Origin of the sequence: Leucobacter rhizosphaerae, from assembly GCF_022919175.1 — a bacterium.
GTDB lineage: Bacteria > Actinomycetota > Actinomycetes > Actinomycetales > Microbacteriaceae > Leucobacter > Leucobacter rhizosphaerae.
In genome coordinates, this window is the sequence record NZ_CP095043.1 from 380,493 (window position 1) to 393,938 (window position 13,446).

A 13,446-nucleotide genomic window follows, 5' to 3' on the forward strand; every position below is an offset into this window, starting at 1 on the left:
TCCGCAGATCGCCCGTCGGATCGGCGTGATCTCATCGGCTCTCTCCGGAGAGACGGCGAGATCACGCCGATCTTTTCGGTGTCCGGGCTACTCCATCCCGTCGAGCAGGTTGGAGAGGTCGTTCGGCGTCGCACCGGAGGCCTCCGCCAGCTCAGCGAAGCGCTCGTCGGAGGCCGCGTTCGCGACGTCGCCCGCGTTCACGAAGAGGGAGAGGTACTCCGCGTCGCCCCCGGTCTCCTCGACCGACTGCACGCGAATGAGCCAGCAGGTCGCGTCCGGGGTGAAGCCGGCATGGACCTCCCACGCGAGGGCGAGCGCCCCGATGCAGACGTTGTTGGCGTCGAGCAGCTCGGCGGTCGTGGCGTCGTCCTGCACCACCGCCAACTCGAACAGGTCGGCCATCGTGTGGGTGGGGGAGATGCTCGTGTCGTTCGAGAGGAACTCGTCCGCGGCCTCGCGGTGCTCACCGCAGAGGAATCGGGCTGCGAGCCAGGTCATCGCCGGATCCTCGAGCCCCGAGTCCCCGCTCGCCTCGTCCGCCCGGGTGCACGCGTCGAGTCCCATCTCCACGACGGTGTCGCGCACCGAAGCGTCGGCCTCATCCCAGGCCGCCGGTTCGACCGACGCCCAGGACGACGCGGGGTCGAGGCTCGCCACCATCGGCACCATGAGCATCACGTTGTCGAAGAACTCCTCCTGCGCTGCCGCGTCGCCGCGCGCGTCCGCGGTACCGGACTCCGACGGAGCGCCCGCCGGGGTGTCTTCCGTGACAAAGCTCGGCAGCATTCCGCAGCCGCTCAGGAGCAGGGATCCCGCTATCGTCGCGCCGGCGACCCACGCCGATCCCGTCCGCCTCGATCGTGCTGTCAACACCGGTGCTCTCCCCACTCCTGGTACTTCCGCTCGCCCTGACGGGCCTCGGAACCACGACTCATCCGTTCCCTTGCACCCTATCGCGGCGCAGATCCGCTCGCCGTGGAGTCCACTTCGCCGGCCGGCTCCGCCCACCACAGCACGGTCTCGCCGTACGCCTTCTTCCGGACCAGTCCGAGGCCGTCGGGCCAGCCCGGCTCGGGCGAACGGCTGCTGCGCTCCACGAGCACTGCGGCGTCCGGCGCGAGCACGGGGACGAGGGCCCGGAGGTTCGCGGAGAGCTCGGTCTCGCCCAGATCGTAGGGAGGATCGATGAGTACGACGTCCCAGCGGGGTGCGGGCGCGACCGTCTCGAGATAGGTCTGGACGGTCTGGCGGATCACCTCTGCGTGCGCGCCGCCGCCGAGCGCCTCGGACACGGTACGCGCGTTGCGACCGGCGACCTGGGCGGCCTGGGGATGCTTCTCCACGAGGGTGACCTCGGCGGCGCCGCGGCTCAGGGCCTCGAGCCCCAGCGCTCCCGATCCCGCGTAGAGATCGAGGACCCGAGTGCCCTCGACGAACCCCCACGCATCGAGCGTCGAGAAGATGGCCTCGCGCACCCGATCGCTCGTCGGACGAGTGCCCGACTTCGGAACCTCGAGCCGCCGCGATCCGGCCGCTCCGGCGATGATTCTGGTCATTCGAAAAGGGTAGCGCGATCCCCGGTGTCAGCGGTCACCGCTACGCTGAACGCATGACATCCGCGTCGCTCGGCACCCGCCTAGACGGAGTGATCGGCGCGCGCACCGCAAAACCTCTGGAGAAGGCCTTCGGTGTGCGCACCGTGGGCGATCTGCTGTGGCATCTTCCTCGGCGCTACTCGCGCCGGGGCGAACTGACCCCGCTCCTCGGCCTGCCCATCGGCGAGCAGATCACCGTGGTGGCGCAGGTGCTGGACGTGCGCGAGCGCACCATGCAGCGGCGGCGCGGCAGCATCCTCGAGGTCCGGATCACCGACGGTACCGGCACACTGACCCTGACGTTCTTCAACCAGAACTGGCGGGCGCACGAACTCGTCGCCGGTCGCCGGGGCATCTTCGCGGGCAAGGTCAGCGCCTACCGCAGTCAACTGCAGCTCCAGCACCCCGACTACGAGCTCTTCGAGCACCGGGACGAGGCACCGGGCGGGGAGCAGCTCGACAAGGCCGCCGCTCTCGCGTGGGCGGAGACCCCGGTGCCGATCTACCCGGCGACCGCGCAGCTCACGAGCTGGAACATCCAGCGCGCCGTCGAACTCGCGCTCGACGCGGTCGGCCCGATCGAGGATCCGCTGCCGGCCGAGATCCGGAATGCGGAGGAGATCATCGCCCTTGACCCCGCGTTCGAACTCATCCATCGCCCGCAGACCGACGCCGACTGGAAACGAGCGCGCGACAGCCTCCGCTTCCGCGAGGCGTTCGACCTGCAGCTCGCACTCCTCGACCGACGTCGCCGGAGCGGCCTCGAAGCCAGCACGCCGCGCCCTCGGGGCAGCAGCACCGGTCCACTGGCGCGGTTCGACGCGGCCCTGCCCTTTGCGCTCACCGGGGATCAGGAGCGCGCCGGCGCCACGCTCGCCGACGAGCTCGCCGCGCCCCACCCGATGCACCGTCTCCTGCAGGGCGAGGTCGGCTCGGGAAAGACGCTCGTCGCACTCCGGGCGATGCTGCAGGTCGCGGAGAGCGGCGGCCAGAGCGCGCTGCTCGCTCCCACCGAAGTGCTGGCGGCTCAGCACTTCCGCTCGATCGTCGAGGCCCTCGGGCCCGATCTGAGCGCGGAACTCGCACCCGTGCTGGTCACGGGCCGAATGCCCGTCGCGGAGCGGAAGAGGGCGCTGCTCTCGCTCGCATCGGGCAATGCGAGTATCGCGGTCGGCACCCACGCCCTGCTGAGCGAGGGAGTCAGCTTCTACGATCTGGGGTGCATCGTCGTCGACGAGCAGCACCGCTTCGGCGTCGAACAGCGCGAGGCGCTCCGTCGCAAGGGCACGCAACCGCACGTGCTCGCGATGACGGCGACGCCGATCCCGCGCACTGTGGCACTCACCGCCTTCGGCGACCTGGAGGTGACCACGATCCGAGAGCTGCCGCCCGGTCGCAAGGGGATCGAGACCTTCGTCGTCCCCGAGCTGGAGATGCCGAATCGGGCCGCCCGCGTGTGGGCGCGTGCGGCGGAAGACCTCGCCGCCGGACGGCAACTGTACGTCGTCTGCCCGGCGATCTCGTCGAGCGAGCCCGATCCCGAGCTCGAGACCGAAGAGGCGTCCGACGCAGCGGATTCGGGCGGCGGCGCCCGACCTCTCGCGAACGTCACCGACACCGTCGCCGAGCTGCGGGCTCGCCCGGAGTTCGCTGGGGTGAGTATCGAGGCGCTCACGGGCGGCATGCCATCGGCCGAGAAGGACCGGGTCATGCGCGGGTTCGCCGCGGGCGATATCCGCATGCTCGTCGCGACCACCGTGATCGAGGTCGGCGTGAACGTGCCGAACGCCTCCATCATGATCGTGCGCGACGCCGACCGATTCGGGATCTCCCAGCTGCATCAGCTCCGCGGCCGAGTGGGTCGAGGGGAGCACGCCGGGTTGTGCCTGCTCATGACCACCGCGGAGCAGGGCAGCCTCGCCCGCGAGCGCATCGAGGCGATCGCCGCGACCTCCGACGGCTTCGAGCTGGCGGAGATCGATCTCACCCTGCGGCGCGAGGGCGACATTCTCGGAACCGCGCAGTCGGGCGGCCGCTCCACGCTCCGGCTCTTGCGGGTGGCGGAGCACGGCGAGCTCATCGCGCATGCCCGTGAGGTCGCCGGTGACCTGCTCGATCGGGATCCCGAGTTGACGACGGCTCCGGGGCTCGCCGCCATGATCACGGAGGCCCGCGAGGCCCAGCTCCTCGACAACCTCGCGAAGTCCTAGGCGAACGTCGTACTCAGGTACCCCGCTCCCGGTACCTCGGAGGGACGTGTCACGCGCCGTCGGTTCCTACCGTTGGAGTATCGCTGAAATTCGGCGTTCTCGGAACGGGAGGGTGACACCATGATCGAGGCACGCGGACTGACCAAGGTCTACGGCAACAAGACGGCCGTGCGCGAGGTGAGCTTCTCCATCGCGCCGGGCCAGGTGACCGGGTTCCTCGGCCCGAACGGGGCGGGCAAATCGACGTGCATGCGGCTCATGGTGGGGCTCGACCGCCCGTCGGCCGGCACGGTGACCGTGCAGGGTCAGCGGTACGCGGACCTGTCGGCGCCGATGGCCGAAGTGGGCGCCCTGCTCGACGCGAAGGGTGTGCATCCCGGGCGCAGCGCACGGAGCCACCTGCGAGCCCTCGCGGCGACGCACGGCATCTCCGACCGGCGCGTGCACGAGGTGCTCGAGCAGACCGGGCTCTCCGCCGTCGCGAACCGCCGGGTCGGCGGGTTCTCGCTCGGTATGGGGCAGCGGCTCGGCATCGCCTCCGCGCTGCTCGGGGACCCGAGGGTGCTGATCCTCGACGAGCCGATCAACGGGCTCGATCCCGACGGGGTGCTGTGGGTGCGGAAGCTCCTCCGGCACCTGGCGAGCGAGGGTCGCACGGTGCTGCTCTCGAGCCACCTGATGAGCGAGATGGCGCAGACCGCCGATCACGTCATCGTGCTCGGTCGTGGCGAGGTCGTCGCCGATGCGCCGATCCAGGAGTTCATCTCGGGCGGGCAGCACGACCGGGTGACGGTGCGCACGCCCGACGCCGCCCGGTTCGCCTCCCTGCTGCTCTCGACCGAGGATCCCGCGATCCGGCTCGAACCCCTCGCGGAGGAGGGCTTCGAGGCGCACGGGATCACAGCCGCGGAGCTCGGTCGCCTCGCCGCCGAGCACGGATTCGTGCTCCACGAGCTCAGCCCGATCCGCACGAGTCTCGAGGACGCCTACCTCGCCCTCACCCGCGACCACGTCGAATACGTCGCCGCCTAGTCCGTATCGCTCACGAAGGAGCCAGATCATGACCTCGACCATTCTCATCGACGCCAGCACGGCGCCCGTCGCCGCGGGCGACCACGTGGCGCGGAAGTCCCGGCCAGCCGGGCCCGCACCGCGACTGACCACCGCAGGAGTGCTCCGCTCGGAGTGGATCAAACTCGCCTCACTTCGGAGCATCCGCGTCACGATCCTCGTGACGGTGCTCGCCGGGCTCGGCTTCAGCGCCATGATCGGGATGCTGTGGAGCGGCGAGCTCACCGGCGCGGGCACGACTCCGGACCCCGCTGCGCTCGAGGCCTACCTGTTGACGGTGTCCACGGCCTCGGCGTCCTTCCTCGCGCTCGTGTTCGGTGTGCTCGGGGTGTTCGCCGTGGCGAGCGAGTACTCCAGTGGCATGATCCTCTCGACGCTGACCGCGGTGCCGAGGCGCACCCCCGTCGCGATCGCGAAGATGGTCGTCCTCGCCACCATCTCCGCGATCACGGCGCTGACTGTGGTGGTCGGCGGTCTCGGGATCGCCGCACTCTGCCTGCCGGCCGCGGGTCCGTCGCTCCTCGCGATGCCCGTCGTCTCCGGGGTGCTCGGCACGATCGTCTACCTGGTGCTGTTCGCGCTCTTCGCGGCCGGCATCGCGGGATTGCTCCGCTCGACCGCGGGCGGGATCGCCGTGGTCGCCGGGGTCGCGTTCGTGCTGCCGATCGGGTTCCAGGTGCTCAGCCTGACCGGTTGGGAGTGGGTGCCCGTCGCCGCGCAGTACCTGCCCTCCTCGCTCGGCGCAGTGATCTCGCAGGGCATGGTCGACGTGGCGAGCGGGCCCACCTTCTGGGGGGCGCTCGGCGCGATGCTGGCCTGGGCCGTGGTGGTCCTGATCCCGGCACTCCTCGGCTTCCTGCGGCGTGACGCGCGATAGTCGCGGAACGGGCCGCCGGTCGATGGCGGCCCGGGGGCCCGATCCCGCGCCGGCCAGTAGGGTGAGAGGGTGATGCCGTCGATCGAAGCCGAGGTCCGTCTGCCTCGCCCGCCGGGAGTGATCCGGCGGGCGTTCGCGGCCCACCCGCGCGCCGTCGACGTCTCGATCGTCGTCTGCTACCTGTTCGGCTGCTTCCTCATGGCGTTCATCGACAGCGCCCAGGTGGCGGTCTCGGACGCGATGGGGAGCGAGGGGTCGATCGATTCCTGGTTCGGGGTGCCGGCGTACCTCGACGGGCCCATCGCCGTCTACAGCGTCTTCCGGGTGCTCGTCGTTTCCGCGGCCCTCTTCTTCCGCCGCCGATTCCCGCTCACCGGGCTGATCGCCGTGTCGCTCATGCTCTTCGGCGATCACGGCGCGCAGATGGTCGCCACCTCCGTCGCGCAGTACTTCCTGCTCTACGCGGTGCCGGTGTACCGCAGTGTCGCGGCCGGGTGGGTGGCGTTCGGGATCGCATTGAGTTCCAACATCCTGATCTACCTGCTGCAGTTCGGTCTGCCGACACCCGGCGTGACGAGTGTGGTGCTCGCGGGGCCGTCGGACTGGGGAGTCGCGGTGATGGCGTCCATCATGAACGCGCTCTGGCTCCTCGCGGTCATGATGCTCGGTGTGAATCTCGGCAATCGACGCAGGTACCTCCAGGCGATCATCGACCGCGCGCACCAGCTCGCCCGGGAGCGCGATCAGCTCGCGCAACTCGCGGTGGCCGAGGAGCGCAGCCGCATCGCCCGGGAAATGCACGACATCGTGGCGCACTCCGTGTCGGTGATGATCGCGCTCTCCGAGGGCGCCTCCCGCGCGGTGCAGGCGGCACCCGATGCCGCCGCCGAGGCGATGCAGCGCAGCGCGGAAACCGGACGGACGGCGCTCGCGGAGATGCGCCGCCTGCTCGGCGCCCTGCAGGCCTCCGGTGACGACGCGGCCGAGCTCGCGCCGCAACCCGTGGTCGCCGACATTCCGGAGCTCGTCCAGGGCTTCCGCGACGCGGGGCTGAGTCTCGCGCTCGACCTCGACGTGGGGGAGTTCGGAGATCGCGGCCAGGAACTCGCGATCTACCGGGTGGTGCAGGAGTCGCTCACGAACGTGCTGCGCTACGCCGGGCTCGACGCCTCCGCGATGGTCGGGATCCGCGGCACGCAGGCCGGGGTGATCGTCCACGTCCGTGACTACGGTCGGAGGCCCGGAAGCCCGGGACCCACGAGCGGCGTGGGATCCGGTCGCGGTCTCGCCGGACTCGCCGAGCGGGTCCGGGTTTTCGGCGGCCGCATCGAGTCCGGGCCCGCGGCCGACGGGCCGGGCTGGATCGTGGAGGCGAGTTTCCCCGTGCATCAGGCGGCACGCCAGTCCGAGCCACCCATGCCGATGCCGCAGTCGACGGCGCCGCCCGCACAACCGCCGAGCGAGCGTCCGACCGCGCACCCCCACCCGACGACCCCGACCGAGAACGAGGGAACCCCATGACCGAGACACCGATCCGCGTGATGCTCGTCGACGACCAGGAGCTGATCCGGACCGGATTCCGACTCGTGCTGCTGTCGGAGCCGGGTATCGCCGTCGTCGCCGAGGCGAGCGACGGGCATACCGCCCTCGCCGAGCTGTCGCGCTTGGAGTCCGAGGGATCCGGCTGCGACATCGTGCTCATGGACGTCCGGATGCCCGGCATGAACGGCATCGAGGCCACGGCGCGAGTCGTCGAGGCGCACCCCGACACGCGCGTGCTCGTGCTCACCACCTTCGACCTCGACGAGTACGCGGCGGGTGCGATTCACGCCGGCGCCAGCGGTTTCCTGCTCAAGGATGCGCGGCCCACGGAGCTCGTGGACGCGATCCGACGGGTCGCGAACGGCGATGCCACCATGGCGCCGAGTGTCACGCGTCGACTGCTCGAGCAGCTGCGGGGCAGCGAGACCGCCGCGGTGTTGTCGTTCGCGGGAGTGTCCGGATTGGGGGCGGCCGCGCCTGCTGCCGCCCAGGCGTCCGCAGAGCTGGAGGTGCTGACGGAGCGCGAGCTCGAGGTGCTGCGGCTCATCGCGGAGGGGAAGAACAACGGGGAGATCGGGAGCACCCTCTTCCTGTCGGAGTCCACGGTGAAGACCCACGTCGGTCGCGTGCTCTCGAAACTGCAGCTCCGGGATCGCGTGCACGCCGTGATCTTCGCGAAGCAGCACGGTCTGTAGCTCGCGGCGAATTGACGGGGTTCGAGCCGGCGCACCGAATAGGGTAGAGGCATGACCAAGATCGCCGTAGTACCCGGATCCTTCGACCCGGTCACCCGGGGGCACCTCGACGTCATTCGTCGCGCCGCGGCCCTCTTCGACCAGGTGCACGTGCTCGTCGTGCACAACCCCGGCAAGGACGCGATGCTCCCGATCACGGAGCGCGTGAACCTGATTCAGAAGTCCCTCGATGAGGATCCCGACGCGCCCTCCAACATCATCGTCGCGTCGTGGTCGATGGGGCTGCTCGTCGACTACTGCACGGAGGTCGGCGCCACGGTGCTCGTGAAGGGCATCCGCTCGCAGATCGACGTCGCGTACGAGACCCCGATGGTGCTCATGAACCGCAGCCTCGCCGGGGTCGAGACGATCTTCATGCTTCCGGATCCCGGACACGCGCACGTCTCGAGCACGCTGGTCCGCCAGGTCGCCTCGCTCGGCGGCGACGTCAGCCCATACGTGCCGCCGGCCGTGGCTCGGTTCCTCAACGCCGCGAGGCCCGCCTGATGTCCGGGGTCAGCCCGGTCGCGGCCTCAGCCCGTCGCCGCTACGAGGAGAACATCCGGGACATTCTGAACCGGCCCGGTGAGATGCGGGAGCGCTCGCGCACCTTCGAGGTGCCCGAGAAACTGGGCGAGGCACTCGCGGAGGTGCCCGCCGGCGTCGACATGACCCTCGATCTGCGTCTCGAGTCCGTGCACGAGGGGATCCTCGTCTCCGCGCAGGTCGAGACGACCATGGCTGCGGAGTGCGGGCGGTGCCTCAAAAATTTCACCACGCCGTTTCAAGTCGAGTTTCAAGAGCTTTTCGCGTATACTCCTACGGAGGCCGACGAGTATGGGGTTCACGGTGATCACGTGGATCTTGAACCTCCGCTCCGAGACGCGGTAGTGCTTGCACTGCCGTTTCAGCCTGTGTGTCGCCCGGACTGCCCGGGACTCGATCCCGAGTCCGGTGAGCTGCGCGAGACCGAGGCTGCAGCGGTGCCCGAGGCGGAGATTGATCCGCGCTGGGCAGCGCTGGCTGGCTTTGAAGCTGAAGATGAACCTGATTCGGACGGCACGTCCGGATCGACACGCAACTAGGAAAGAGAACATCATGGCTGTTCCCAAGCGGAAGATGTCGCGCTCGAACACCCGTCACCGCCGTTCGGCGTGGAAGGCCTCGGTCCCCACGCTCGTCAAGACCGTTGAGAACGGGAAGACTGTCTACAGCCTCCCGCACCGCGCTCGTGTGGTCGAGGACTCGCAGGGCACCCCCCTGTTCCTCGAGTACAAGGGCCGCAAGGTCGCCGACGCCTGAGCCTGCGGAACCGCGTCGTGAGACGCTGCTGCTGCAGCCGACACGATGCCTCGATCGCACGGTGAGTCGCATATGACTTCACAGACTGAGATGCCGCCGGGATCCCCACACGGGGAGCTCGGCGGTTTTCTTGACCCGTTCGGGGTCGTGGTGGATCCGGAGCTGCTCGCTCTGGCGCTCACGCATCGCTCCTGGGCGTACGAGCACGGCGGAGCCCCGCACAACGAGCGACTCGAGTTCCTCGGCGACTCGATCCTCGGGCAAGCCGTGACGGTGCAGCTGTACCGCGACTTTCCCTCACTCAGCGAGGGGGAGCTCGCGAAGCGCCGGGCCGCCCTCGTCTCGACGGTGGCACTGGCGGAGATCGCTCGCGGCCTCGGCCTCGGGGAGTCTGTTCGCCTGGGCCGCGGGGAAGAACTCACGGGTGGACGCGAAAAGGACTCGATCCTCGCCGACACCGTTGAAGCGGTCATCGGTGCGGTTTTCCTCTCGACCGACGCCGCGATCGCCACCCGGTTCGTGCTCGACCTCATCGCGCCGCTGCTGTCGGACCCCGAGCGGTTCATGGACGCATTGAACGCGCTCGACCCCAAGACGTCGCTGCAGCAGGAGGCCTCGAATCGATCGCTGCCGCACCCGCAGTACGTGACCACCGGCAGCGGTCCGGATCATGATCGCCGGTACACCTCACGTGTGGAACTCGCCGGGGTGACGGGGCGCGGCGTCGGCAAGAGTAAAAAGACGGCCGAGCTCGCCGCCGCGCAGGACGCGGTGACCCGACTGCAGTCGACCGCTCACTGACGTGCCCGAACTTCCCGAGGTCGAGGTGGTCCGGGCGGGCCTCGCGCCCGCCGTCACGGGCGCGCAGATCGCCGGGGTGGAGGTGCGCGACGCGCGTGCGCTGAAACGGCACGTCCCGATCGGCGGCTCCGCAGCGGACGGCGGCCACGGGGTCACGCTCGACGCCGGTGAGCAGTTGCGGCGGGCCGCCGACTTCGAGCGCCGTGCGCAGTCGCTCGTGCTGCAGGCTCCGCGCCGCAGGGGCAAGTTCCTCTGGGTGCCGGTCGCCGACGCGGTCGCAGCTGACGCGCCGAGCCCCGAGCTCGGTGCCGTTGCGGCGCCCGCCCGCGCACTGCTCGTGCACCTCGGCATGAGCGGGCAGATGCTGCTGCGCGCGCCGGATGCGCCCGACGATCGTTTCGTCCGGATCCGGCTCTGGATCGAGCACGCCGAACACGGCGAGCTGCGACTCGACTTCGCGGACCAGCGGCTGTTCGGCTCGCTCGCCCTGGACACCCTGATCGACGACGACGGTGAGCCGGCCGCGCTCCCGGCGCAGGCCGGACACATCGCCCGTGATCCGCTCGACCCGCGATTCGACGATGCCGCGTTCGTTGTTGCGCTGCGTCGTCGCAATTCTGGTGTGAAGCGCGCGCTGCTCGACCAGACGCTCGTGAGCGGCGTCGGCAACATCTACGCCGACGAGGCGCTGTGGCGGGCGCGGATCCACCCGGAGACCCTCGGCCGATCGGTCAGTGTGCGCGGCGCGCGGGCGCTGCTCGCCGAGCTGCGTGCGGTCTTCGGCAAGGCGCTCGCGGAGGGCGGTACGAGCTTCGATGCTCAGTACGTGAACGTCAACGGGCAGGCTGGGTACTTCGCGCACTCGCTCAACGCGTACGGTCGCACGGGGGAGCCGTGCCCGCGCTGCGGGGGCTCGATCAAGCGGATCGCCTTTGGAGGTCGAGGATCGCATTTCTGCCCGCGGTGCCAGCGCAAGCGCTGAGAGGCTAGACCCCGTCCAAAACGGCTTGCTAGGGTTGTTGGTCGCCTCCGCTTCTGAACGGAGCGATCCGTGCTCACTCGCTCCTCGTGTGATTGCTGAACGGTCAGGCTGCGCGCCGGGACGACAGGGACCGCGTCGGGTGCACTGCTAGAGCACCTGCTCTGCCATGACCTCGTGGATCGGCTGAAGCTCGGCATCGTGCCAGTCGAGCAAGATCGTCGACCACGTACTCGCGGGGAGGTGCATCACCTCGTCGATTCGCCGACGGAGAAGGTTGAGGTCCTGACAACCCGTGATGTCCAGGTACACAAACGGCACGTCGCGAGAACGTTCCCGCTCGAGGTCGTTGTGGAGCTTGACCGCACGTCGTTCCGGCACCTTCAGGTCGGCGAACACGTTCCGCTGTTCGGGGAGTCGAAATGCCACGACGACCTTCTTCACGGAGGTGAACTGATCGAGGCACCCTCGCAGCTCCGCCTCGGACTCCTGCAGGCATGCCTTGCCGAGTTGCTTGGAGGTGCATCGGGACAGATCGATTCCCCAGAGCAATCCAGTAGGACTCTCGAGATCACTGGACGAGTCGCGCGGCTGCAGCACGGGGTCGCCGCACTCGGGGTAGCTGGTCTTCATCGGGTTCCATTTCGGGTCGGGTGTTCCTTCGCCGACCAGTCTTCCCGGCACACCCAGCGCTGCGATCGTCTGCAGCGCACCCATGGTACACACACGGATCGCTCGTCGCGCAAGGGCCAGTGGAAGCGGGCGAATCCAGATACAATGAATCACGGTGCGTCGGGAAGTCTGGTCGACAGTTCACGTCAGTCGACCCCGGGGAGACCATGTCAGACAACTCATTCCTCCGCACGCCCAGATGGCCAGGATACGCAGAAGTCGGCCGAGTCACGACGCTGCTGCGCAAGGAAGCCGTCGGTGGCATGCTGCTGGTCATCGCCGCAGTCGTGGCACTCGTGTGGGCGAATTCGCCACTCTCGGAGTCGTACTTCGCATTGCGAGACTTCACTGTCGGATACGAGCCGTGGCATCTCGAGCTGAGCCTGGGTGCCTGGGCAGCTGACGGCCTCCTCGCCATCTTCTTCTTCCTCGTCGGTCTCGAGCTCAAACGAGAGGTCGTCTCTGGAAGCCTTCGATCGTTCAACACCGCGATCGTCCCGATCACCGCCGCCGCCGCGGGTGTTGCGGTACCCGCGCTCATCTACGTCGCCGTCGTATGGTCCCAGCCGTCGCTGCTCGCGGGGTGGGCAATCCCGGCGGCAACGGACATCGCGTTTGCGGTCGCCGTGCTCGCGCTGGTCGGATCGCACCTCCCCGGTCCGCTGCGGATCTTTCTGCTGACGCTCGCCGTCGTCGATGACCTCATCGCCATCGCGATCATCGCGATGTTCTACACGAGCGACATCCAACTGGTGCCGCTGGGGGTCGCCATCGCGATCATCGTGCTCTACGGGTTCATCGCTCAACGCTTCCGGCGAGCGTTCGTGCGTCACGCGTTCGCGCCCTGGATCATCCTCCTGCCGATCGGATTCGCTGCGTGGGCGTTCCTGCACGCGTCGGGCATTCACGCCACCATCGCCGGTGTCGCACTGGCCTTCACCATCCCAGTGCGTCCGTCCAAGCGGAACTCGGCATTGGGCGCGCCCGATCTCGCCGAGATCTTCGAGCACCGGTTCCGGCCTCTCTCGTCCGGTTTCGCGGTTCCCGTCTTTGCCTTCTTCGCGGCCGGGGTGTCCGTCGGCGGTGGCGAGGGGCTCCTGCGCGCAGTGTCGGATCCCGTGACGATCGGAGTGGTCGCAGGGCTCGTCATCGGCAAACCCCTCGGTATTCTCCTCGGTGTGTGGCTTCTGACGCTCATCACGAAGATCCGGCTCGATCCGGCACTGAAATGGGTTGATCTCGTCGGAGTCGGGCTTCTCGCCGGCATCGGATTCACCGTTTCGCTGTTGATTGCGGAGCTCAGTTTCACGACGGAACCGCAGCACAACGACGACGCGAAGATCGCCATCATGGTCGCGTCGGTGATCGCAGCGACGCTTGCCTCGATCGTGCTCGCGACCCGCAACCGCCGCTACAAGCAGATCGCGGTTGAGGAGTCCGTGGACGCCGACGGGGACGACATCCCTGATATCTATCAGCAGAGGTGACACCATCGACGGCGGCACCCGACGACGTGTCTGAGCACTCGGGCTCTGCTCCCGTTCGAGGCCGACCGCCTCGAACGCAACATCACGACGACTGACGAATGCCGCCTCGCCGAGAGGTTTCGCCGGTCAATCCCTCCGGAGATCTCAGGCATTCCGGAGGGACTTCCGTCGGATGA

The 13,446-nt window shown here is 68.7% G+C and carries 14 protein-coding genes; 11 read left to right on the forward strand and 3 right to left on the reverse strand.

The window, feature by feature from the left end:
* Window positions 1-87: 87 nt before the first annotated feature.
* A complete protein-coding gene (locus MUN76_RS01760; protein ID WP_244686615.1) occupies window positions 88-873 on the reverse strand; it encodes a hypothetical protein in 786 nt (261 codons plus the stop codon).
* A 77-nt stretch (window positions 874-950) separates the two neighbouring features.
* Complete coding sequence (gene rsmD / locus MUN76_RS01765; protein WP_244686617.1) at window positions 951-1,556, reverse strand: 16S rRNA (guanine(966)-N(2))-methyltransferase RsmD; 606 nt, start codon at window positions 1,554-1,556, stop codon at window positions 951-953.
* 53 nt (window positions 1,557-1,609) lie between these two features.
* Between rsmD and MUN76_RS01770 the strand changes: the two genes are divergently transcribed.
* The 10 genes from MUN76_RS01770 (at window position 1,610) to mutM (ending at window position 11,114) form a co-directional block, all read left to right on the forward strand.
* Window positions 1,610-3,805: an ATP-dependent DNA helicase RecG gene (locus MUN76_RS01770; protein ID WP_244686618.1), complete on the forward strand. Its 2,196-nt coding sequence runs from the start codon at window positions 1,610-1,612 to the stop codon at window positions 3,803-3,805.
* Between the two features lie 120 nt (window positions 3,806-3,925).
* Window positions 3,926-4,837 carry an ABC transporter ATP-binding protein gene (locus MUN76_RS01775; RefSeq protein WP_244686619.1) on the forward strand — a complete coding sequence of 304 codons (912 nt, stop codon included), beginning with the start codon at window positions 3,926-3,928 and terminating at the stop codon, window positions 4,835-4,837.
* A 28-nt stretch (window positions 4,838-4,865) separates the two neighbouring features.
* Entirely contained in the window at window positions 4,866-5,753 is an 888-nt protein-coding gene (locus MUN76_RS01780) for an ABC-2 transporter permease (protein WP_244686620.1), read from the forward strand.
* Between the two features lie 72 nt (window positions 5,754-5,825).
* Window positions 5,826-7,274: a sensor histidine kinase gene (locus tag MUN76_RS01785; RefSeq protein ID WP_244686621.1), complete on the forward strand. Its 1,449-nt coding sequence runs from the start codon at window positions 5,826-5,828 to the stop codon at window positions 7,272-7,274.
* Window positions 7,271-7,990, forward strand: coding sequence for a response regulator (locus tag MUN76_RS01790; RefSeq protein ID WP_244686622.1), 720 nt, complete (start codon window positions 7,271-7,273; stop codon window positions 7,988-7,990). Before MUN76_RS01785 ends, MUN76_RS01790 begins: the two co-directional genes overlap by 4 nt.
* Window positions 7,991-8,041: 51 nt before the next feature.
* Window positions 8,042-8,536, forward strand: coding sequence for a pantetheine-phosphate adenylyltransferase (gene coaD / locus MUN76_RS01795; RefSeq protein WP_244686624.1), 495 nt, complete (start codon window positions 8,042-8,044; stop codon window positions 8,534-8,536).
* Window positions 8,536-9,114 (forward strand): YceD family protein, encoded by a 579-nt coding sequence (locus MUN76_RS01800; RefSeq protein ID WP_244686626.1) that lies wholly within the window; start codon window positions 8,536-8,538, stop codon window positions 9,112-9,114. Before coaD ends, MUN76_RS01800 begins: the two co-directional genes overlap by 1 nt.
* Before the next feature lie 13 nt (window positions 9,115-9,127).
* Window positions 9,128-9,331 (forward strand): 50S ribosomal protein L32, encoded by a 204-nt coding sequence (gene rpmF / locus MUN76_RS01805; protein WP_017793916.1) that lies wholly within the window; start codon window positions 9,128-9,130, stop codon window positions 9,329-9,331.
* A 72-nt stretch (window positions 9,332-9,403) separates the two neighbouring features.
* Complete coding sequence (gene rnc, locus MUN76_RS01810) at window positions 9,404-10,132, forward strand: ribonuclease III (RefSeq protein ID WP_429953004.1); 729 nt, start codon at window positions 9,404-9,406, stop codon at window positions 10,130-10,132.
* Between the two features lies 1 nt (window position 10,133).
* Window positions 10,134-11,114: a bifunctional DNA-formamidopyrimidine glycosylase/DNA-(apurinic or apyrimidinic site) lyase gene (gene mutM, locus MUN76_RS01815; protein ID WP_244686628.1), complete on the forward strand. Its 981-nt coding sequence runs from the start codon at window positions 10,134-10,136 to the stop codon at window positions 11,112-11,114.
* Window positions 11,115-11,261: 147 nt separating this feature from the next.
* On the opposite strand, the gene MUN76_RS01820 is transcribed toward mutM, so the two are convergent.
* Window positions 11,262-11,744, reverse strand: a complete 483-nt coding sequence (locus MUN76_RS01820; protein ID WP_244686630.1) for a hypothetical protein — start codon at window positions 11,742-11,744, stop codon at window positions 11,262-11,264.
* Window positions 11,745-11,950: 206 nt separating this feature from the next.
* On the opposite strand from MUN76_RS01820, the gene nhaA reads away from it, so the two are divergent.
* On the forward strand, window positions 11,951-13,270 hold the full coding sequence (gene nhaA, locus MUN76_RS01825; protein WP_244686631.1) for a Na+/H+ antiporter NhaA: 1,320 nt from the start codon (window positions 11,951-11,953) through the stop codon (window positions 13,268-13,270).
* Window positions 13,271-13,446: the final 176 nt, after the last annotated feature.

What these genes read in the sequence shown, in the direction of transcription:
- MUN76_RS01800 (WP_244686626.1), top strand. Translation starts at nt 8,536, where the DNA reads ATGTCCGGGGTCAGCCCGGTCGCGGCCTCAGCCCGTCGCCGCTACGAG.
- MUN76_RS01780 (WP_244686620.1), top strand. Translation starts at nt 4,866, where the DNA reads ATGACCTCGACCATTCTCATCGACGCCAGCACGGCGCCCGTCGCCGCG.
- MUN76_RS01785 (WP_244686621.1), top strand. Translation starts at nt 5,826, where the DNA reads ATGCCGTCGATCGAAGCCGAGGTCCGTCTGCCTCGCCCGCCGGGAGTG.
- nhaA (WP_244686631.1), top strand. Translation starts at nt 11,951, where the DNA reads ATGTCAGACAACTCATTCCTCCGCACGCCCAGATGGCCAGGATACGCA.
- MUN76_RS01770 (WP_244686618.1), top strand. Translation starts at nt 1,610, where the DNA reads ATGACATCCGCGTCGCTCGGCACCCGCCTAGACGGAGTGATCGGCGCG.
- rnc (WP_429953004.1), top strand. Translation starts at nt 9,404, where the DNA reads ATGACTTCACAGACTGAGATGCCGCCGGGATCCCCACACGGGGAGCTC.
- MUN76_RS01775 (WP_244686619.1), top strand. Translation starts at nt 3,926, where the DNA reads ATGATCGAGGCACGCGGACTGACCAAGGTCTACGGCAACAAGACGGCC.
- MUN76_RS01790 (WP_244686622.1), top strand. Translation starts at nt 7,271, where the DNA reads ATGACCGAGACACCGATCCGCGTGATGCTCGTCGACGACCAGGAGCTG.
- rsmD (WP_244686617.1), bottom strand. Translation starts at nt 1,556, where the DNA reads ATGACCAGAATCATCGCCGGAGCGGCCGGATCGCGGCGGCTCGAGGTT.
- coaD (WP_244686624.1), top strand. Translation starts at nt 8,042, where the DNA reads ATGACCAAGATCGCCGTAGTACCCGGATCCTTCGACCCGGTCACCCGG.
- MUN76_RS01820 (WP_244686630.1), bottom strand. Translation starts at nt 11,744, where the DNA reads ATGAAGACCAGCTACCCCGAGTGCGGCGACCCCGTGCTGCAGCCGCGC.
- rpmF (WP_017793916.1), top strand. Translation starts at nt 9,128, where the DNA reads ATGGCTGTTCCCAAGCGGAAGATGTCGCGCTCGAACACCCGTCACCGC.